This is a genomic window from Rhodococcus sp. JS3073, assembly GCF_026810085.1.
Classification (GTDB): domain Bacteria; phylum Actinomycetota; class Actinomycetes; order Mycobacteriales; family Mycobacteriaceae; genus Rhodococcus_F; species Rhodococcus_F wratislaviensis.
In genome coordinates this window covers 3,740,877-3,760,383 of record NZ_CP113951.1, presented here as the reverse complement: position 1 = coordinate 3,760,383, position 19,507 = coordinate 3,740,877, and the positions used below count along the sequence as shown (strand labels likewise).

Annotated in this window: 19 protein-coding genes; 10 read left to right on the top strand and 9 right to left on the bottom strand. The window is 68.4% G+C overall.

Annotated elements, in window-relative coordinates; genetic code table 11:
- Positions 1 to 54 precede the first annotated feature (54 nt).
- Positions 55 to 1,458, top strand: coding sequence for a lipase maturation factor family protein (locus OYT95_RS16945; protein ID WP_128640324.1), 1,404 nt, complete (start codon positions 55 to 57; stop codon positions 1,456 to 1,458).
- 1 nt (position 1,459) lies between these two features.
- Here OYT95_RS16945 and OYT95_RS16940 read toward each other — a convergent pair whose 3' ends face one another.
- From OYT95_RS16940 to OYT95_RS16920, 5 genes are all read right to left on the bottom strand, one after another.
- Positions 1,460 to 2,254 carry an ESX secretion-associated protein EspG gene (locus tag OYT95_RS16940; protein ID WP_128640323.1) on the bottom strand — a complete coding sequence of 265 codons (795 nt, stop codon included), beginning with the start codon at positions 2,252 to 2,254 and terminating at the stop codon, positions 1,460 to 1,462.
- A complete protein-coding gene (locus tag OYT95_RS16935; protein ID WP_268792002.1) occupies positions 2,251 to 3,453 on the bottom strand; it encodes a PPE family protein in 1,203 nt (400 codons plus the stop codon). Before OYT95_RS16935 ends, OYT95_RS16940 begins: the two co-directional genes overlap by 4 nt.
- 34 nt (positions 3,454 to 3,487) lie before the next feature.
- Positions 3,488 to 3,793, bottom strand: coding sequence for a PE family protein (locus tag OYT95_RS16930; RefSeq protein WP_037228237.1), 306 nt, complete (start codon positions 3,791 to 3,793; stop codon positions 3,488 to 3,490).
- A gap of 149 nt (positions 3,794 to 3,942) precedes the next feature.
- The gene (locus tag OYT95_RS16925; protein ID WP_009477115.1) at positions 3,943 to 4,293 is read right to left on the bottom strand and encodes a metallopeptidase family protein; all 351 of its coding nucleotides are present in this window, start codon (positions 4,291 to 4,293) and stop codon (positions 3,943 to 3,945) included.
- Position 4,294: 1 nt separating this feature from the next.
- Positions 4,295 to 5,401 (bottom strand): septum formation family protein, encoded by a 1,107-nt coding sequence (locus tag OYT95_RS16920; protein ID WP_037228235.1) that lies wholly within the window; start codon positions 5,399 to 5,401, stop codon positions 4,295 to 4,297.
- 81 nt (positions 5,402 to 5,482) lie between these two features.
- On the opposite strand from OYT95_RS16920, the gene OYT95_RS16915 reads away from it, so the two are divergent.
- The 5 genes from OYT95_RS16915 (at position 5,483) to OYT95_RS16895 (ending at position 9,329) form a co-directional block, all read left to right on the top strand.
- Positions 5,483 to 5,902, top strand: coding sequence for an ankyrin repeat domain-containing protein (locus OYT95_RS16915; protein WP_005248859.1), 420 nt, complete (start codon positions 5,483 to 5,485; stop codon positions 5,900 to 5,902).
- Between the two features lie 33 nt (positions 5,903 to 5,935).
- Positions 5,936 to 7,192, top strand: coding sequence for a serine--tRNA ligase (serS, locus tag OYT95_RS16910; protein WP_268792001.1), 1,257 nt, complete (start codon positions 5,936 to 5,938; stop codon positions 7,190 to 7,192).
- Positions 7,193 to 7,285: 93 nt separating this feature from the next.
- Complete coding sequence (locus OYT95_RS16905) at positions 7,286 to 7,462, top strand: (2Fe-2S)-binding protein (RefSeq protein ID WP_037228231.1); 177 nt, start codon at positions 7,286 to 7,288, stop codon at positions 7,460 to 7,462.
- 90 nt (positions 7,463 to 7,552) lie between these two features.
- On the top strand, positions 7,553 to 8,038 hold the full coding sequence (gene bfr / locus OYT95_RS16900) for a bacterioferritin (protein WP_005260453.1): 486 nt from the start codon (positions 7,553 to 7,555) through the stop codon (positions 8,036 to 8,038).
- A gap of 103 nt (positions 8,039 to 8,141) precedes the next feature.
- Positions 8,142 to 9,329 carry an MFS transporter gene (locus OYT95_RS16895; protein WP_268792000.1) on the top strand — a complete coding sequence of 396 codons (1,188 nt, stop codon included), beginning with the start codon at positions 8,142 to 8,144 and terminating at the stop codon, positions 9,327 to 9,329.
- Positions 9,330 to 9,381: 52 nt separating this feature from the next.
- Here OYT95_RS16895 and OYT95_RS16890 read toward each other — a convergent pair whose 3' ends face one another.
- Positions 9,382 to 10,929, bottom strand: a complete 1,548-nt coding sequence (locus tag OYT95_RS16890) for a Rieske 2Fe-2S domain-containing protein (protein WP_268791999.1) — start codon at positions 10,927 to 10,929, stop codon at positions 9,382 to 9,384.
- 98 nt (positions 10,930 to 11,027) lie between these two features.
- Positions 11,028 to 11,858 carry a hypothetical protein gene (locus tag OYT95_RS16885; RefSeq protein WP_268791998.1) on the bottom strand — a complete coding sequence of 277 codons (831 nt, stop codon included), beginning with the start codon at positions 11,856 to 11,858 and terminating at the stop codon, positions 11,028 to 11,030.
- An 89-nt stretch (positions 11,859 to 11,947) separates the two neighbouring features.
- Here OYT95_RS16885 and OYT95_RS16880 point away from each other — a divergent pair, with 89 nt between their 5' ends.
- The 3 genes from OYT95_RS16880 to OYT95_RS16870 are packed head-to-tail and all read left to right on the top strand — an operon-like array spanning position 11,948 to position 14,310.
- A complete protein-coding gene (locus OYT95_RS16880) occupies positions 11,948 to 12,703 on the top strand; it encodes a lysophospholipid acyltransferase family protein (protein WP_037228224.1) in 756 nt (251 codons plus the stop codon).
- Positions 12,704 to 12,712: 9 nt separating this feature from the next.
- Positions 12,713 to 13,444 (top strand): lysophospholipid acyltransferase family protein, encoded by a 732-nt coding sequence (locus tag OYT95_RS16875; RefSeq protein WP_112301582.1) that lies wholly within the window; start codon positions 12,713 to 12,715, stop codon positions 13,442 to 13,444.
- A 44-nt stretch (positions 13,445 to 13,488) separates the two neighbouring features.
- Positions 13,489 to 14,310, top strand: a complete 822-nt coding sequence (locus tag OYT95_RS16870; RefSeq protein WP_037228221.1) for a Cof-type HAD-IIB family hydrolase — start codon at positions 13,489 to 13,491, stop codon at positions 14,308 to 14,310.
- A 31-nt stretch (positions 14,311 to 14,341) separates the two neighbouring features.
- On the opposite strand, the gene OYT95_RS16865 is transcribed toward OYT95_RS16870, so the two are convergent.
- Positions 14,342 to 16,486, bottom strand: a complete 2,145-nt coding sequence (locus tag OYT95_RS16865; RefSeq protein ID WP_268791997.1) for an N-acetylmuramoyl-L-alanine amidase — start codon at positions 16,484 to 16,486, stop codon at positions 14,342 to 14,344.
- Positions 16,487 to 16,722: 236 nt separating this feature from the next.
- Between OYT95_RS16865 and OYT95_RS16860 the strand changes: the two genes are divergently transcribed.
- Positions 16,723 to 18,297: a SpoIID/LytB domain-containing protein gene (locus tag OYT95_RS16860; protein ID WP_268791996.1), complete on the top strand. Its 1,575-nt coding sequence runs from the start codon at positions 16,723 to 16,725 to the stop codon at positions 18,295 to 18,297.
- On the opposite strand, the gene OYT95_RS16855 is transcribed toward OYT95_RS16860, so the two are convergent.
- Positions 18,294 to 19,418, bottom strand: coding sequence for a glycosyltransferase (locus OYT95_RS16855; protein WP_112301585.1), 1,125 nt, complete (start codon positions 19,416 to 19,418; stop codon positions 18,294 to 18,296). The two genes, OYT95_RS16860 and OYT95_RS16855, sit on opposite strands and share 4 nt — an antisense overlap.
- Between the last annotated feature and the right edge of the window lie 89 nt (positions 19,419 to 19,507).

The window sequence follows — 19,507 nt, the reverse complement described above, 5'->3', positions numbered from 1 at the left end:
GTCGTTGCGCGCACCCTGGGGTTGCGCGACGATGGAGGAAACCGTCCTCGAGGAGTGACGGCGGTGGATTGGTTCGTTGGCGATGACTATTCGCTCGGTCGGCTGCTCGTCACCGAGGGGCTCGCCGCGATCTATCTCGTCGCGTTCGTGGCCGCGAGAAACCAGTTCAGGCCGCTCGTCGGAAGCAACGGGATGCTGCCCATCCCGCGCTTTCTCCGCGCCGTCACGTTCGGTCGTTCACCGAGCATCTTCCATTTCCACTACTCGGACAGATTCTTCGAGGCGATCTGCTGGACCGGCGCCGGACTGTCACTGGCCGCGCTGCTCGGTCTGACGCAGGTCATCCCGCTCGCCGCGTGCATGCTCGTGTGGTTCGCCCTGTGGGTGCTCTATCTCTCGATCGTCAATGTCTCCCAGATCTGGTACAGCTTCGGCTGGGAGTCGTTGCTGCTCGAAGCGGGTTTCCTCGCGATCTTCCTGGGCAACGCCTCGGTCGGTCCGCCGATACTGGTGCTGCTCGTGCTGAGGTGGTTGCTGTTCCGCCTCGAATTCGGGGCCGGGCTGATCAAGATGCGCGGCGACCGATGCTGGAAGGACCTCACCTGCCTGTACTACCACCACGAAACCCAGCCGATGCCCGGACCGCTCAGCTGGTACTTCCATCGGCTGCCGAAGCCGCTGCACAAGGTGGAGGTGCTCGGCAACCACTTCGCTCAGCTGGTGGTGCCGTTCGGGCTGTTCGCGCCGCAACCCGTCGCCGCCGTCGCCGCGACGATCATGATCGTCACCCAGCTGTGGCTGGTGGCGAGCGGTAACTTCTCGTGGCTGAACTGGACGACCATCGTGCTGGGACTGTCCGTGATCCCGGACAGTGTGTACGAGAAGGTGCTGCCCTTCGACGTCCCGGCCGCCGACGACTCGGCGCCGATGCCCTTCGTCGTGCTGGTGATCGCGGTGACGGCGCTCGTGGTCGTGTTGAGCTACTGGCCGATCCGCAACATGGTCTCCCACGGGCAGCGCATGAATGCGTCGTTCAACAAATGGCACTTCGTCAACACGTACGGCGCGTTCGGCAGCATCACCCGGGTGCGTTACGAGGTGATCGTGGAGGGCACGTCCGACGCGCACGCGAGTGTGCACGCCGTGTGGAAGGAGTACGGCTTCAAGGGAAAACCGGGTGACGTCAACCGGCGGCCGCGCCAGTTCGCGCCGTATCACCTGAGGCTCGACTGGTTGTTCTGGTTCACGGCGATCTCTCCCGGCTACGCCGAACCGTGGTTCCGGGGTTTCGTCGAGCGGTTGCTGCGGAACGACCGTGACACACTGAAGCTGTTGCAGTACAACCCGTTTCCTGAGGATCCGCCGAAACACGTGCGTGCGCGCATGTATCGGTACGAATTCACCACCTGGAAGGAGCGCCGCGAGACCGGTGCATGGTGGAAGCGGCAACCGGTGTAGGTCAGCGGAGCCGGTCGGCCAGCGACTCCAGCGCCTGCCGCAGACGCTGTGGGGTGCCGGGGCTGAGCGACGACCACGCCACCCCGTGCGCGGACACACTGGACGTGCCGACGATGCGTCCCGCTGACGTGTCGAAGACCGTGACGGGGCCGCCCACGGGATCGTATCGACCGTCGCCGTAGACGATTCCGACGATCTCGGCGTAGGTGGTGCAGCCGGCCATCGCGTTGCCGAGGGCGGTCGCGTCGACCGCGGTCACCCCGAGTGCGGTGAGGGCGGCGGCGAGCGACTTGCCGTCCCCACCCTGGTCGAAGGCTTCGCCGAGCTGGACCGTGGGTGCGTTGACGACGCCGACGCTCATCGGCTCCACGTCCCCCAGCGCTCCGATGACGGGGGCGAAGAGGTCGGCGCCCGCGTCCTGTACGACGTACGTGTCGCCGGCGCGCAGGGCGAGCACCGAGAGGGCGTCCCCCTGGGAGATGCACAGTCTCGAGATGCTGCCGTCGACGCACCAGCGCAGGGCGATCTCCCACAGCGGTCGGGCGAGTACCCGCAGGCGGTCGGCGAGTTCGGGGTGAACCCTGCCGCCCGGGAGCAGGTCCCGGGCGGCGAGGGTGTCGACGGCGCCGCGGAACGCTGCGTCCCTGGCGTCGTACGTGTCGTACCGGGGGGTGGCGTCGAGCACCACCGGCAGCACGTCGAGTGCGAGCGTGTCGACGAGATAATCCATTTCGTCGAGGCTCAGGGTCACCGCCGGGAGGGTCGGTACGCCCGGCTGGGTGCCCAGATCGATCACCGTCCGGACTCCCGGTGGTCGGGGTTCGCGCCGATGACCGACGGAATGACGGTGCGCCCGTCGGAGAAGTGCTCGAAGTTCTTCAGGTAGTCGGGGGTCTCCCGCTCGTCCTCGTCCTGCGAACCGGCCCCGGCCGCGCCCGCTCCCCGCCCGACCGTCATCGGTCCGCTACCGGTGGCGCCGCGCCCCGCCGCAGCCGGGTTCACGTCGGCGCGAACGTCTCCGATCACCCCGCCGGGTGCGGTTGCCGGTGCGCCGGGCCGTGCGCCCTGGCCGCCGTCCGGCTTGCCCCAGCCCTCGGGCAGGGTCGCCCCGCCTGCGGCGCCCGCACCGATCGCACCGACCGAGGTGCGCGCTGCCGCAGCGCTCGTCGACGCGGAGCCGCCGCCGTACGCGCCGCCGGACATCATCGGCGCGCCGCCCACCATCGGGCTGACACCGCCACCGGTGACCGCGGACAACGCCGCGCCACCGATGTTGCTCGCCGCCGACGTGGCGGTGGAGACCGTGGTGCCCGCGATGCTGCCGACCTGCGACGCGGCCGTGGTGACCGCCGGGTTCTGGCCGGCGGCCATCAGCGCGGCAGCCGCGGCACGGGTCGGATCGAACTCACCGTCGGACGGGATTTCGTCGAACGTCCCGACCTCCTTCGAATCGGCCTTCGTGACGATTCGAGGGGGCTGCCGGTACGTGCGTTCGAGCGCCAGGATGTTCGACGCGGCCTCGTACCCCTCCATCACGAGCCCGGCGCGAATGTCCATCGCGCGGTCCGCGGCTTCCGCGGCCGCGGCGGTGCCGTTGAGCGCCCCACCCGTCGAATACGCCGTGGCCTTCGCGGTCTTCACTGCGACGATCTCGGGGATGCTGGGCATGATGAGCGCGGCGGTGGTGTAGGCGCCCGCCTCGAGTCCCGCCTTCGCTGCCGTGTCCGCGGCGAGTTCGGCGCATTCGGCGGTCCACACCGTGAACGGCGTGATCTTCGCGAGCGCCGCGACCGCGGACACCCCCTGCCAGCCGGCCGCGAGTTCGGCCATCACGCGGACCAGTGTGAGGTTGGCGTCGACGAAGCTCGTGGACAACGCCGTCCACGCCGCGCTCGCGACGCTCAGCGGCACCGGGCCCGCGCCTGCGATGAGGGTGGTCGAGTTGACGGTCGCCCCTCGGGGCAACCAGATGACACCTGTCAGTCCCATGGTCATGTCTGATCTCCTGGTGGTCTCGAGGCGCCGGCCGTCACATGCCCGCCGCGAGGGTCGCGCCGAGCGCGACGTCCTCGGCGACGTACAGCGCGGCCTGGGTGCGGAGCGTGTTCGCGGTCTCGCGCATCTCGAGAATGCCCTGGGCGACAGCAGGAGTGAACGTGGTGGCAACCGTGTTGAAGTAACCGGCCGCGTGCAGAGAGACCTCTTCGCTCCCGGACGGGAGCACGCGGATGGCCGCGGAGTTGAGAGCGACCGCGGTCTCGAGACGCGCAGCGAGTGCGTCGAGTTCCACGGCGGCGGCGACAAGAGCTTCAGGTGCGACGTGCAGAGCTGGCATTGCGTCGAACTCCTTCTTGACCTAGGCAGGCGGAAGGCAGTTGCCCCCCGGCAAACGAACTGCATGTGCAGCTGTCCCTACACACTTGGACGCTGCAACGCGCTCTTCGGTTCCCCCCGATCCCGAGAAATTCTTCTCGGGAAAACCGTTCATCCCCAGCCGAGCTCGTGCAAGCGATCTTCTTCTATCCCGAAGTAGTGCGCAACCTCGTGTATCACGGTGACGGCCACCTCGTGGACGACTTCCTCCTCCGAACTGCAGATTTCGAGGAGGGCGTCGCGATAGACGGTAATCGTATCGGGCAGCGATCCGCCGTAATGGCTGTCCCGTTCCGTCAGCGCGATCCCGTGGTAGAGGCCCAGAAGATACGGATCCTCGTCGTTGCGGTCGTCGACGAGGACGACGACGTTGTCGATCGCGGCCGCGAGCTGGGGTGGGATCAGATCGAGTGCGTCGCCCACCAATTCCTCGAATCGGTCCGGCGTCATGCTCACCGCCACATCAGTTCCCGGGAACCGGAACTGCGCCGGGAAGCGGCGTCGGAACAGACCTACCCTCCGGGACCGGCGGCGGCGGCACGGGTGCCGCACCGTTGATGAGGATCTCGCCCTTCGCCGAACCGGTGATGGTCGAGAAGCCGCCGGCGTCGGTCTCCTTGCCCACCGAGCAGTTCACCCGCCTGCTGCCCGCGAGCCAGCTGTCGAGTTCCAGGTTGTCCCAGAACAGCGTGAGCGTCTTGTTCCGCAGTGCGTCGGCGGAACCGAGGTACTCGTTGGCGGCCTGCGTGCACACGCCTTCGAGATACTTGTCCTGGTCTTCGACGGACGGCATCGAGGACGGGAACTGGGTGGCCAGGTCGACGACGGAGATCACTTCGAACGCGTGGGGCTGCGCGCAGTCGACGGGATCGGTGGGCACGTTCTGGTTGATTCCGATGCAGGTACCCGGATCCCAGATGTTGGATTGGTCCTGCTCGGCCACCTTGCCGGTGAACGGGAGCAACGTCCCTGCGGTGCTGGAGAATTGGAGGCCGCACCGCAGGGTGCGCTCGCCCGCCGCCCAACCGGACTCGCTGGGGAACATCAGACCCACGCTGAACTTGCCGTACGGATCGAACTTCGCGCCGAGGTAGGTGTCGACGGCGGGCACGCAGTGTTCGTCGCGCAGCGCGGCGAACCGCAGCGCACCCGGGTAACGCGAACCCGGACCGAATTCGGCGCCCGGATACACGCTGAGGTCCAGCGGCGCCGCCACCTCGAACCGGTGTTCCTCCGAGCAGTCGACCTTCGCGACGTCCTTCCGGTCTTCCTGCGGATCGTTCGACGGCGTCCAGTCGAGACAGTCGCCCGCCGCCGCCGAAGCGAACGCGTCGCCGTCCACCGAACCCGTCGCCTGCGGTCCGGAACCGGTCGAGTGTGCGGGGAGGTTCTCGCTGCGGTTGAAACCGCCTGCGATCGCGAACGTGGCGATCGCTGCCACCACGGCACCGGCCGCGACGGCCGCGAGCGCGCGACGCGTCGTGGTCGCGGACATGCTGCGGGGAGCCTTCTCCGGTTGCCCGGCATTCTTCGGCTGGGGGTCGGCACCGTTCGACTGATCTGAGGACATCGATTTCCATAATGCCCGTTCCGATCGTGGAAGCAGAACAACTCCCGCAATCGGCCCGAACCTGGCGTAACTTCGACGACCATGAGTGACGATCCTCAGCACTCCGCCGAGCCGGTGGATCCTGAACTGCAAGAGCTCGCCGGGCGTGTGTTCGACACGGCACGATCCGGCGACGCCGTGTCGTTGGCCACGTACCTCGACGCGGGCGTCCCGGTGAACCTGGCCAATCAGAACGGCGACACCCTGGTGATGCTGGCCGCATACCACGGTCACGCCGTGGCTGTTCAGGTCCTGATCGACCGTGGCGCCGACGTCGACCGGCTCAACGACAAGGGCCAGTCCCCGCTGGCAGGGGCGCTGTTCAAGGGCGAGGACGCCGTCGTGCGGACGCTCGTCGCCGGTGGCGCCGATGCCACGGCCGGCCACCCGACCGCTGTCGACGCCGCCCGCATGTTCGGCCGCGAGGACCTTCTGAGCTTGCTGGAACCGAAACCGGAGTGAGCCGCTCTGCGGCGCCCGGTAGGGTTTGAAGCCGTGATTGACCTGAAGTTCCTCCGCGAGAACCCCGACGCCGTCCGCGAGTCGCAGCGCACCCGTGGCGAAGATCCCGCCCTGGTCGACGCATTGCTCGAGGCCGACGCGTCCCGGCGCGCCGCCGTTCTCGCCGGCGACAACCTGCGTGCCGAGCAGAAGGCGTTCGGCAAGAAGGTCGGGCAGGCGTCCCCGGAGGAGCGTCCGGCGCTGCTCGAGGGGTCCAAGGAACTCGCGGCCAAGGTCAAGCAGGCCGAGGCCGAGCAGCACGAGGCGCAGGCCGCGCTCGACGCCGCGCACCGGGCGATTTCCAACGTCGTCCAGGAGGGCGCCCCCGCGGGCGGCGAGGACGACTTCGTCACCCTCGAGACGGTCGGCGGCATTCCCACGTTCGACTTCGAACCCAAGGACCACCTCGAGCTGGGTGAGTCGCTGGGGCTGATCGACATGGAGCGCGGCGCGAAGGTCTCCGGCGCCCGCTTCTACTTCCTCACCGGCTTCGGCGCGATGCTGCAGCTGGGAATGCTGCAGCTGGCCGCGCAGAAGGCGATGGCCAACGGCTTCCAGATGATGATCCCGCCGGTGCTGGTGCGACCGGAGATCATGGCGGGTACCGGGTTCCTCGGCGCCCACGCAGACGAGATCTACCACCTCGCCGACGACGACCTGTACCTCGTCGGCACGTCCGAGGTCCCGCTGGCCGGGTACCACTCGGGCGAGATCCTCGACCTCACCGACGGCCCCAAGCGGTACGCAGGCTGGTCGACGTGCTTCCGCCGCGAGGCCGGCAGCTACGGCAAGGACACCCGCGGGATCATCCGAGTCCACCAGTTCGACAAGGTGGAGATGTTCACCTACTGCAAGCCCGAGGACGCCGACGCCGAACACCAGCGCCTGCTCGCGTGGGAGCGCGACATGCTCGCCGCCATCGACGTGCCGTACCGCGTGATCGACGTGGCAGGCGGCGACCTGGGGTCGTCGGCCGCCCGCAAGTTCGACTGCGAGGCCTGGGTGCCCACGCAGCAGGCGTACCGCGAGCTCACCTCGACGTCCAACTGCACGACGTTCCAGGCGCGTCGTCTCGGTGTCCGGTACCGCGACGAGAACGGGAAGCCTCAGACCGCCGCGACCCTCAACGGCACCCTCGCCACCACCCGGTGGATCGTCGCCATCCTGGAGAACCACCAGCAGTCCGACGGCACCGTGCGGGTGCCCGACGCGCTCGTGCCGTTCGTCGGGACGGATGTCCTGAAGCCATAAAAGCAGGCCCAGGATTTTGGGAAGGCTACCCTTGCGCGAACGCGAAAATGATGTAACCCTTACCTAATCGAGTTGGTTGGTAAGGAGCTCCACATGTTCGTGTGCATCTGCAAGGCAGTGACGGAAGACGAAGTGCACGAGCACTGCGCCGACGGAGCTGACAGCGCGGATGCCATCGGTGAGCGTTGCGGCGCCGGATGGGGATGTGGGACCTGCGTCGATCGGTTGAAGGAGATTCTGGAGCGGTCGGCCGTGAGCACGGCCGCGTGACGAAACCGCAGCACAACTGAACCCCGCGATCCGCAACATCGCGGTACTCCCAGTGGTACGTTCGCCTCAACCGGGGCGAACGGAGGAGTCATGCGCGGCGACGACGAGGTTATTGCTCTTCTCAACGAACAGTTGACCAGTGAGCTGACCGCGATCAACCAGTACTTTCTGCACTCCAAGATGCAAGCCAATTGGGGCTTCACCAAACTGGCGGACAAGACTCGGGCCGAGTCCATCGAGGAGATGAACCACGCCGAGATCCTCACCGACCGAATCCTGTTCCTCGAGGCGCTTCCGAACTATCAGAAGCTGCTGCCGCTGCGTATCGGGCAGGACCTGCGCGAGCAATTCCATTCCGACCTCTCCATCGAAGTCGAGGTCGTCGAGCGTTTGCGTCCGGGAATCCAGATGTGCCGCGACAAGGGCGATGCCACGTCGGCGAAACTGCTCGAGACGATCCTCAAGGAAGAAGAGGATCACATCGACTACCTGGAGACGCAGATCGAACTGATGGACAAGATGGGTGACCAGCTCTACATGGCCCAGCTCGTCGATCAGCCGCCGACCGTCGGATAGGTCGAAACGGGGTGACACCCCCGGCTCGGAGTGCGAAACTGGGCGCGTGAGATATCCCGCCGCCCAGCCTTGACCCCGTTCGCAGCGTTCTCTCGCCGTCCGCGTGGTCGGCTATGTGTCCACGCGCGACCTCATCCCCCTCTACGGTCTGTACGACCTGCTGTTCGCCGACCACGGTGTGAGTGTCGGTCAGATCTCGTCCCTGTTCGTCATCTGGTCGGTCGTGTCCTTCGTCGCCGAGGTGCCGTCCGGCGCGTGGGCCGACACCGTGTCTCGACGTGGCCTCCTGGTATTCGCATCCGTGCTGTACACGGCCGGATTCACCGTGTGGATCCTGGTGCCGTCGTACGCGGGATTCGCGGCGGGATTCGTGTTGTGGGGCATCAGCGGCGCCATCCAGTCGGGAACGTTCGAGGCGTTGCTGTACGACGAACTCGTCGCGCGAGCCGCTACCGGTGACTTCGCGAGGGTGCTCGGCTACGCCAACTCCGGCGCCATGGTGTGCAACCTTCTCGCGACCCTGACGGCGGCGCCGCTCTACGTTCTCGGCGGATATCCGCTGGTCGGGTGGGTGAGCGTCGGTGCGACCGTGGTCCACGGCTGCTTCGCCCTGCTGCTGCCCGCGGCACCCAAGGTCGAGGAGGCGGACGAGACCCTCGACGTCGCCCGCGAACAACGGGGACTCGCGGTCCGGTACGCCACGATGCTGCGGGCCGGCCTCGGCGAGGTCACGCGGGGGGCGGTGGTCCGGCGCGGAGTGATGCTGTCGGCGGTGCTGATCGCGTTCCTGGCGTTCGACGAGTACTTCGGGCTGCTCGCGCGCGACGGTGGAACAGCGACGGCGTCCGTACCGCTGCTCGTCGCGATCACGGTGAGCGGGCAGGTGGTCGGCACAGCCCTCGCCGGACGCACGGCGTCGATGCGCGCCGTGACGATGGGCCGGGCCGTCGCCGTCGCCGCGATCCTGCTCGGCGGGGGAGCGCTGCTCGGCGGCGTCCCCGGATTCCTCGCGATCGGCGTCGGCTACGGCATCCTCGGGAACGCGATGATCGTGTCGGAAGCGCGCGTGCAGGATGCGATCACCGGTCCCGCGCGCGCCACCGTCACGTCGGTGGCAGGCCTGTTCGGTGAGGTGGCCGCGGTGCTGATCTACGCGGGCTTCGCCGTCGGGTCCCTGTGGCTGTCGGTCACGACGCTCGTCGCGGCACTGGCCGTTCCGGTACTGCTGTCGGCGGTCCTGGTGCGACGGTGGCTGCCGCCGGTCCGCGCCGACGCCCCCTCTGCCGGGTGAACGTACCCTTCGACGCCTCAGGTGCGCCGAAGGGTACGTTCGCCCGCCGGGGTCAGAGCTTCGCGGACCGCAGTTCGTGTCCCTTGGACGTCTTGCAGCGCCCCGATTCGAGGTCCCACTGCCAGCCGTGCAGGTTGCAGGTGAGGTTGGTGCCGTCGACGACGCCGAACTTCGACAGGTCGGCCTTCAGGTGCGGGCAGCGACGCTGGATCTCGTACCCGCCGAGCTCGATAGACGCGGAGTCGTCGTGGGCCTCGGCGAACCAGCCGTCGGCGTACGCGATGCGTTCGTCGGTGAGGCACTTGAAGAACGTGTAGAGGAATTCGTTGTATCCGCCGACGCGCCACGCCTCGAAGCGGGTGGACAGGAAGATGGTGTTCACCCAGTCGGGCTCGTCGTCGCGCAGCACCGTGCGAACCAGCTCGGGGGCGATGCGGAAGCCGTAGCGGTACTTGCCGTCCTTCTCGCCGCGCGGACGGACGGTGCGCTGCGGGAAGTCGAGGACGACGGTCTCGTCGCCCATCACCAGGCCGACGGGGTAGCCGATGCCGTCGCAGATCAGGTCGGACTGCTTCATGATCGGCTCGAACTTCGCCTTCAGTGCCTCGAGCAGCGGCTCACCCTCGGCGGGGGCCCACGTGGCCTTCTCGGCGGCCAGGACCGGCGCCATGCGCTTCGCCATGTCCTCGATGTACGCGGCCTTCTCGGAGAAGATCTTGTCGACCTCGGCGTCCGGGATCGGGTGCGTGAGCGTCAGCTCGCCGCCCTTCAGGTCCGCGGTGGACCCCGGGATCATCAGGATGCCGCCGTCGTTGCCGTGGATCCGCATCTGCTCGAGGAACGTGATCTGGTCGGGGAAGATGTTGCCCTCGTCGCCCCGGTCGTCGTTCAGGTAACGCAGTGCGTCGTCGAGGAACACCGGCGGTCCGGCGGACGGCACCACCCAGGTGGCCGCGACCTGCTCGATGTAGCTGCGGCAGCGGTCCATGCCGCGCTGACGCTTCTGCTTGCCGAAGTTGGCCTTCGTCTTGGTGGGGATGTCGTAGACCATCGGGTACCAGATGGCGCCCGAGTACTGGAGCAGGTGGATGTCGATCTTGCCGAACTCGTCGTGCAGGACGTCCATGTCGACGGGTCGCGCGTCGTTCATGTTGAAACATTTGGTCTCGCCGTCGGACACCACGAGACCCGAGTCGCCGATCGGACCGTCCGCGGGGGCGCGCAGGGCGATGATCATGATGTCGAGGTCACCCTTGGGGCCGGTGACCTTGTGTTTGACCGAGTCCTCGGTCTCGAAGAACTTGTGGAAGCCCAGCGCCTCGAGTTCACGCTTGAGGTCCGGCACCGGGTAGTCGGGGAGCAGCACCGTCGCGTCCTTGTTGACGTGCTTGCTGAGGTTCTCCGGGTCGAAGTGGTCCTTGTGCAGGTGCGACACGTACAGGTAGTCGCAGTTGCCCAGGGCGTCCCAGTCGAGCTGGGTGTTGTCCGGGAACGGGAACCAGGATCCGAAGTACGCGGGGTTCACCCAGGGGTCGCACAGGATCGAGCCTGCCTCGGTCTGGATGTGGAATCCGGCGTGTCCGACGCTGGTGACCTGCACTGGTATGCCTCCTGGGAGCTGAGCGACTGTTCCAGAGTAGGCGTTCCCCCCAGGTGAGTGACAATGCGCGCTCCAGCACATATCGCCACTCACGTGCGTCAGTTCACTTCGCCCAGGCAGTAGCCGTCGGGGCCGATGGACAGCGTGACCTGCCTGGTGTTCGTCACACCGGACACGTCGGTGACCGGAACGGACACTTCCAGGTAGTCGCCGCGGACCGGCGTGGCGGTCATCGCGTCGGTCGCGAACGCCGTGGTCCCGGCCAGGACGTCGGGGTCGAGCCGGAGCGGCGGCCGGCCTCCGTTGCCGGTGCCGGACGGATCCCAGGGGCTGAAGCCGGGGCAGATCAACGGGTAGGCGGTCTCGGTATCCGCCCCGTTGACCGGCGCGCCCGACTCCCGCGACAGGAATCGGGTGACGGCGTACTCGGCGTCGGCGGGGGTGTAGAAGTCGAGGGTCCCGGCGGGGTGGACGTGCGGGCAGGCGTAGCCGGAGGCGATCTCGCTGCGTTTGACGGACACCGTGGTGCCGCCGCCGGTCCACGACACCGCGAATTGTCCGTCGACGCCGGGTTGCGCGAGCGCCCCGAGGATCGCGGACGTGTCGGCGTACTGGTCGGCGGCCTGGGCGGGCGGCAGCGTCCAGCATTTCGCGGGGACGGTGCCGGGCCGGGTGACCAGGTCGGTGGCCCAGGCGCGGACGGCGTCGACCGCTGCGGGGTTGCCGGGCACCTCGCCGACGACCACCTGCGGCACCGGGGCGGGCGGCACGGTGGTCGTGGGCTCGGCCGCGGCGGGAGCGGGCGCGGAAACGGTGTCGGACGGGGGCTCCTCCGTCGGGATTCCGGACTGCGAATCGCACGCCACCCCGGCGCCGAGAATCACCGCGACGACCGGCGCGATGAGCGCCCTCCTGCCCCTGCCACCCATCTCCAGCGCGCCCTTTCTCTCGACTCCCCACCGAATGTCCGTCCCCGACGGCGGGCCAGATCGCGGATACCCGGCTACGCTAGCCGATTGTGGAACCCGTCTACCGAACCGTCATCGGCATCGCCCGCACCGTATTCGCCCTCGAGGGGCTGAAGTTCACGGTCAAGGGCGATCAGCACATTCCGTCGACGGGTGGGGCGGTGATCGCGATCAATCACACCGGCTACATGGACTTCACCTACGCTGGACTTCCGGCCCGCAGGGTGAAGCGGTACGTCCGCTTCATGGCGAAGAAGGAAGTGTTCGACAACAAGATCTCGGGCCCGATCATGCGCGCGCTCAAGCACATTCCGGTCGACCGGGCCGCCGGCGCGGATTCGTACAAGGCGGCCGTCGACTTCCTGCGCCGCGGCGAACTGGTGGGCGTCTACCCGGAGGCCACCATCAGCCGGAGCTTCGAGATCAAGGAATTCAAGTCGGGTGCCGCGCGCATGGCGATCGAGGCGAATGTGCCGATCATCCCGGTGGTCATCTGGGGCGCGCAGCGGGTGTGGACCAAGGGGTTCCCGAAGCGGCTGGGCCGCACGAACACTCCCATCTCGATCGCCGTCGGTGAGCCGATCCAGCCGTTCGAGCCCGCGTCCGAGCTGACCGCGAAGCTGCACGCCACGATGACGACGATGCTTGCCGACCTTCAGCAGGGCTACGACCACCCGGCAGGCGAGTACTGGGTGCCCGCGCGCCTCGGGGGCAGTGCGCCGACGCTCGACGAAGCGAACAAGATGGACGCCGCCGACGCCGAGGCGAAGGCGCAGTCCCGTCGGGCCCGGGAGACCGGTAGCTAGAAGGTGGCGGTGGAGCCTGTCTACACGGCTGTCGAGTCGACGGCCAAGGCGTTGTCCCTGTTCCAGGGGTTGCGGATGACGCGAGTCGGCCTCGACAACATCCCTACCGAGGGCGGCGCGGTGCTCGCGGTCAATCACACCGGCTACCTGGACTTCGTCCAGCTGGCGCTGGCGGTCGGTGCGGTGGACCGCAGACTGCGGCTCATGGCCAAGGCCGAACTCGCGAACAACAGGGTGATGGCGTTCCTGATGCGCGGCTGCGGGGTCATCCCGGTCGACCGGACCGCCGGCGCGGGCGCGTACCTCGCTGCGGTGGATCGGCTGCGCGAAGGCGAACTGGTGGGGGTGTACCCGGAGGCGACCATCAGCCGGAGCTTCGAGATCAAGGAACTGAAGTCGGGTGCGGCGCGCATGGCGATCGACGCCCGGGTGCCGCTCGTGCCGGTCATCGTGTGGGGTGCTCAACGGATCGCCACCAAGGGTCAGCCGAGACAGCTTGGGCGGCATCGGTTCCCGGTGACCGTCGAGGTCGGCCGGCCGATCGAGCCGCGGGAACCGGCGGAGGCCCTGACCGAGACCCTGCACGCGGAGATGGACGCGATCCTGCGCCGGGTTCAGGACGGATTCGACCATCCGGCGGGCGCGTACTGGGTGCCCCGGCGACTCGGTGGCAGTGCACCCACCATCGAGGAGGCCACCGAGATGGACCGCCGCGAAGCCGAGGAACGCCGGTCCCGGTAACAGCCCCCCGGCGGCGCCGCGGACCCGGCAGGCAGAATGGCTGGGTGAGCCCAGACCGACCGAGCCTTGTAGCGTCCGATGTCGACGGCACCCTGATCGGGGAGGACGAGCGCATCAGCGCCCGCACCCGCGACGCCGTCGCGTCGGTGGTCGCGTCGGGAACTCCCTTCGTGCTGGCCACCGGCCGGCCCCCGCGCTGGATCCATCCCGTGGTCGAGGGCCTCGGGTACGCGCCGCTCGCCGTCTGCGCGAACGGCGCCGTCATCTACGACAGCGACAGCGACCGCGTGCTCAGCGCCGCGACGCTCGACGTCGACACCCTCACCTGGCTGTCGGAGATCGCGCTCCGGGTGCTGCCCGGCGCCGGGCTCGCGGCCGAGCGTGTCGGGGCCAGCGCCCACGACGCCGCGACACCGCAGTTCGTGAGCTCACCCGGCTACCAGCACGCCTGGCTCAACCCTGACAACACCGAGATGTCCGAGAACGAGGTCGTTGCGGCCCCCGCGGTGAAGCTGCTGATCCGGGTGCCGGAAATGTCGAGTCAGGCGATGGTCGACGCGCTGGCGCCGCACATCGGTCGCCGGGCGGACGTCACGTTTTCCACCGACAACGGGCTGATCGAACTGTCGGCGTCGGGAATCACGAAGGCGTCGGGTCTCGCGCTGGTGGCGGAACGGCTCGGCGTCACGGCGTCGCGGATCGTGGCCTTCGGTGACATGCCCAACGACATTCCGATGCTGAACCTCGCGGGCCGGGGTGTCGCCGTCGAGAACGCGCACCCCGACGCCAAGGCCGCCGCCGACGAGGTGACCGCCACCAACTGGGACGACGGGGTCGCGAAAGTACTCGAGCGCTGGTGGTCCTGAGACCACCAGCGCCCGAGAGGGTGAAACCCGATCAGCCGGCCGGAATCGGTGCCGGTTCGACGGGAGCGGGCGCGGGAGCCGGTTCGGGTGCCGGAGCCGGAGCGGGCTCGGCCGGAGCGGGCGGAACCTGTGCCGGATCCGCGGGCGGTGCGACGGGGGCCGCGGCATCGACGGGGGCACCGTTCTTGTAGGCCTCCGCGTAGGTGTCGTTGTAGGTCTTCAACACCTTGGTGACGATGCCGGTGATCTCGTTGAAGATCAGCGAACCGTTCTCGAAGTCGGTGCGCAGACCGCCCGGGATCGCGTACTCGTCACTGGTCGGCAGACCCAGTTCGCCGTTGTCGGCGCCGAGGTTCTGCCACGTCTTGAAGATCTGCCCGAGGACCGCCCACACACCGCCGTTGGGCGAGGTGAAGATGGCGCCGTTGGCGAACTCAGCGCCCGAGTTCCCGGCCTTGGCCTGCAGCAGTCCGGTGATGGCCTGGCCGAGCCGACCGGTGTCGCCGCCTTCCGCCACCCACTTCTGGGCGACCGGCGACGGGTCGGTGAGCCGCAGCAGTTCGTTGACCAGGGCGGGGATTCCGGCGCCGAGGCTGGAGCTGGCGTCCGTGCCGGGACCGCCGGACGGTGCCGGAGCCTCACCGGCGGGTGCGTCCGAGGCCAGCGAGGCGTTGCCGCCACCGAGATTGGCGGCCGCGATCTGCCGGATCTCGTCCATGTGTGAGTACGCCGCATCGCCCGGGCAGGACGTGTTGCCGACGTCGCGGTGCGCGAAGATCACCGGAAGGTCGACGGCCTCACCCTCCGCATAGGGAGTGAATTCGGTGCCCTCGGAGTACATCGTCGTCTCCCCGAGTGGATCGAGTCCGGCCTTGCCGAGCTTCCAGCCCAGGAACTTGCCGACGGCGTCGAGGGTCGCCTGCGGCGGATCCTCGGAGGAGAAGTCGCCCATCATCGCGACGCCGGTGGTGTTCTCGTTGAACCCGCCGGCATGCGCGCCCTGCACCGGACGGTCGAGACCGCCCGCGCGTCCCTCGAAGATCTGGCCGTACTTGTCGACCAGTGCGTTGTACCCGATGTCGCACCAGCCGAGCGTCTGCGCGTGGTAGGCGTAGATCGCGCGGACGATCTCGGCCGATTCGGCCTTCGAGTAGTCGTTGGCTCCCGCGGTGTGGTGCACGGTGGCACCGCCGATGAAGTCGTCGTAGTCGGGGTCCTGGCACCGGATGGATTCGTCGGCACCCCACTGCTGGCGGCTGATCACCTTGGGGCCGCCGCTGTCGAGGGGGCTGGCGATGTCGGCGAGCGTCGCGTCGCCGGGACCGCTGCCCGGTTCGATGAGGACGGCCGTGACGTCGTCGGCGCCTGCGCGTGCCGGCTGCTGCCGCAACGGCGTGTTGACGGCGGCGGGGGTGTATCCGAGCGGTGCGGCACCGTCGGCCGCGGGAGCCGGTGCAGGAGCCGGTGCGGGAGCGGGGGCTTCGGGTGCCGGTGCGGGAACTGCAGCGGGTGCACCGGCCGGTGCGGGCGTCGAGGTGGGGGTCAGGATCTGGATCGCCTTCGTCAGCCCGACGTAGACGGGTTCGGTGGCGACCTTGCCGTCCGACGCGGTCTTGTCCGTGCGACGCGTGTCGATCATGTCGGGGGAGACCCACTGTCCCCACGTTCCGTCGGCCTGCAGCGCACGGACCTTCGACTCCGCGGACGCGAGGGTCTCGGAGGTGAGCGCCACCATGCTGAACGGGGTGTCGCGGGACAGTTCCTTGACGATCGCGCCGGGCTGCTGATCGGCCGGGGGCAGGATCGCGGGGTCGGAGACGTCGCCCGGGGCGGGGAGCTTCAACGGGATCTGCAGGCTCGGGATCTGGATTCCGCCGGGAAGCTGCACATTGCTGGGGATGTGGAGGTACGGCGGGATCTTCAGGTTCCGCAGGTCGCCGATGTTGACGTCGGGCAGGTTCAGCCCGGTCAGTTCCTTCAGCGGAATCACGATGTCGGGAATCTGCGACAGCACGACCTGCGCGATCTCGGTGGACACTGCGGAGTTGGAGGTTTCGTTCGTGGATTTGACGTCGGAGGGTGCGCTACTGATGCCGTAGACCGCAACGGGACTTGCGACAGCCAGAGCGGCGACAGCCCCGAGGACAATCGAGGGCTTCGGTCGACGGTGCGGCAAGGGGGACTCTCCTCAGTTGTAGTTTCCTGCGAGCGACCTCGCGTGTCTGCAACTCGTGATGCTCATGTGACTGAAGAGACTGTTGTTGCTAACTCCAACCACTCTTGCCACACTAGTCACACAGGTCCATAACGCTCAACCTTACATTGAGACTTTATCCCGAATTTCTCGGACCCGCTGAGACGAGGTGCACGCCCCGTCTCAGCGCTCGTTGTTCAGCGATGAGGAGTGCAGTGATGGCGAAGACCGAATTCGGGGTTCGTGCAGGTAGGCCTGCCTGGACCCGCAGGAGGCGGTACATCGCGGGCCCTCCCGCCCCGCGCGGGTTCACGGCCAAACTTCTGCGCGCGTCGGCACTCGGCATCGCACCCGTCCTCGTCCTCGGTGCCGTCACCGGCGTCGTCGTGCATCTGCGCTCCTCCGGCCAGGACATCCGGGAAACCGTCGCCTCCGACACGCCGTTCACGCTTTCCGGGCACGGCAACGGCCACGGCCGCGGGATGGGCCAGTGGGGCGCCTACGGATACGCGAAGGATCAGGGATGGGCGGCCGAGCGCATCCTCGGTCACTATTACGGCGGCACCACACTCGGCACCCTCGCCGATGCACAGATCAGCGTCCGGCTGCAGGCGCGCGACGATCAGCCGCTCGACGTCTACTCCGACGCCGGCGCCGTCGTCGCCGGCAAGCCCGTCGGACCGGGGGAGGCCGTCCACCTGACGCCGACCGCCGACGGCGGCGCCAACGTCGTGGTCACCCGGGGATGTGCCGGTGAGGTCCTGTGGCAGGACGCCACCGACCACCCGTGGGTGGACCCGATCGACCTGGCCCCGGACCGTCCCGCGAACGAGCACCTCAAGCTGTGCGCCGGTGACACCCCCTACCGCGGCGCGCTCGGGGTCGCGCTCGACGGCGCGGCCGTGCGCACCGTCAACGTCCTCGACATGGACGACTACCTCCTGGGCGTCGTGCCCGCCGAGGCGAAAGCCGCCTGGGCCGACACCGGTGGGGCCGAGGCGCTTCGGGCGCAGGCCGTCGCGGCCCGCTCCTACGCCGCCGCCGAGAACCGGGAAGAGTACGCGAAGACCTGCGACACCCAGAGCTGCCAGGTGTACGGGGGTTCCGCGAAGGAAGACCCGCGGACCACCGACGCCGTCCGTTCCACCAAGGGCATGATCCTGACCAAGGACAACAAGCCCGTCGCCGCCGAATTCTCCTCGTCCACAGGCGGATACACCGCGGGCGGCGAGTTCCCGGCCGTCGAGGACCAGGGCGACACCGTGTCCCCGAACCACGACTGGACGGTGACGCTCACCGCGGGCGACATCGCGTCCGCGTTCAACGTCGGAGACCTCGAATCGTTCGAGGTGATCACCCGCAACAACTTCGGCGTCGACGGCGGACGCGTCACCGGTGTGAAGGTGGTCGGATCGTCGGGCACCGCCGAGGCGACGGGCGCCGAGGCGCGGTCGAAGCTGAAGCTCAAGTCCGACTGGTTCACGGTCGGTGACGGACTCGGCGTCCCCGCGCCGCCGGCCGCCCCCGAACCCGACTCCACGCTCGCGTCCGCGGGTGAGGACGAGGACACCGTCGGCACCACCGAGGGTTCGCCGATCGCCGAGAAGTACAAGGAACTCGGCGGCGTCAACAGCACACTCGGTGCGCCGATCGGTCCCGAGATGATGCTGCCGTCGGAGGCGGGGAAGTTCCGGATGTACACCAACGGAACGATCATCTGGACGAAGAAGCTCGGCGCGCAGGTGATCGACGCCAGCGTGCTGCGCGAGTGGTTACCGACGGGCGGCAGCTAGGCGGAGCAGAGCGGACCGGTTCCCTCGAGCACGGCGAGCATCCCGTCGACGGACTCGCCCCAGCCGAAGTCCTCGGCCCGCCGCCGGGCCGACGCCCGGCGCGTGCGTGAGGGGATCGCGAGGATGCCGCTCACCGCTTCGGCGAACGCGGGACCCCGGTCCCGGGCCAGGGCACCGCAGCCGGGTGTGATGATCTCGGCGAGCGCCGACGACTGTGACGCGACCACCGGGGTGCCCGCCGCCAGCGACTCGAGCGCCGACAGGCAGAACGTCTCGTGCGGTCCGGGCGCCAGCGATACGTCCGCCGACGCGAACAGCGACGCCAGGCGCCCCTTGTCGCTGATGAACCCGGTGAAGTGCACGGGGAGCCCGCGGGCCCGGTACTGCAGCGCCTCACGCCGCGGGCCGTCCCCGGCGATGACCAGCCGGGCGTCGTGACCCTGCCGCCGCAACAGCCGGACGGCGTCGATGCTGCGTTCCACCTGCTTCTCCACCGACAGCCGGCCACAGTGCAGGAGGAAACGCTGCGCCGGGTCGGCGAAGGAGTCGCGCATCACCTGGTCGTGTTTGCCGGGGTGGAACATCGTGAGGTCCACCCCGAGCGGGACCCGGTGCAGGTTGGGGGCCCCGATGCGGGTGAACTCCTCGCTCGCGAAGTCCGTCGTGCAGACGACGGCGTCGTAGTTGCGGGCCATCCGGCGGTTCGCGACATCGGCCCAGCCACGGGCCACGCGGCGCGGAGCGAGTTGGCCGATCAGCCGGTCGAGGCGTTCGTGTGACACGACCACACTGCGCACCCCGCGGGCGCGCGCCCAGCCCCCGAAACCGCGCAGGGTGAGCCGGTCGGACACCTCCAGGACGTCGGGTCGCAGACCGCTGACCACGTCGGCGACCCGCCGCGGATTGACGACGCGGTAACCACCGGTCGCGGGGATGGTGGGAGCCGACCGGGTGATCCGCAGGACCCCGCTCGGCAGCAGCTCTTCGCAGTCGCGCTGACCTGGGACGACGAGGATCACCTCGTGTCCGCGTTCGACGTACCCCTGACCCCAGTTGTGGAGGGCGGTGCGGAGCCCACCCGACCGCGGTCCGTAGAAGTTCGCCAGCTGGACGATGCGCACCCGCTCATCAAGCGCGATCGCCGCGTCGGCGGGAACAACGAGGTCTGCAGAACCGGTGAATACAGCGAGAACTCCTCGTGCGTGCCGAG

Bases quoted from the DNA above. Each gene is read 5' to 3' on its own strand.
- OYT95_RS16930 (WP_037228237.1), bottom strand. From the start codon at position 3,793: ATGCCAGCTCTGCACGTCGCACCTGAAGCTCTTGTCGCCGCCGCCGTG.
- OYT95_RS16905 (WP_037228231.1), top strand. From the start codon at position 7,286: ATGTTCGTGTGCATCTGCAAGGCAGTGACGGAAGACGAAGTGCACGAG.
- bfr (WP_005260453.1), top strand. From the start codon at position 7,553: ATGCGCGGCGACGACGAGGTTATTGCTCTTCTCAACGAACAGTTGACC.
- OYT95_RS16920 (WP_037228235.1), bottom strand. From the start codon at position 5,401: ATGTCCTCAGATCAGTCGAACGGTGCCGACCCCCAGCCGAAGAATGCC.
- OYT95_RS16885 (WP_268791998.1), bottom strand. From the start codon at position 11,858: ATGGGTGGCAGGGGCAGGAGGGCGCTCATCGCGCCGGTCGTCGCGGTG.
- OYT95_RS16860 (WP_268791996.1), top strand. From the start codon at position 16,723: ATGGCGAAGACCGAATTCGGGGTTCGTGCAGGTAGGCCTGCCTGGACC.
- OYT95_RS16915 (WP_005248859.1), top strand. From the start codon at position 5,483: ATGAGTGACGATCCTCAGCACTCCGCCGAGCCGGTGGATCCTGAACTG.
- OYT95_RS16935 (WP_268792002.1), bottom strand. From the start codon at position 3,453: ATGACCATGGGACTGACAGGTGTCATCTGGTTGCCCCGAGGGGCGACC.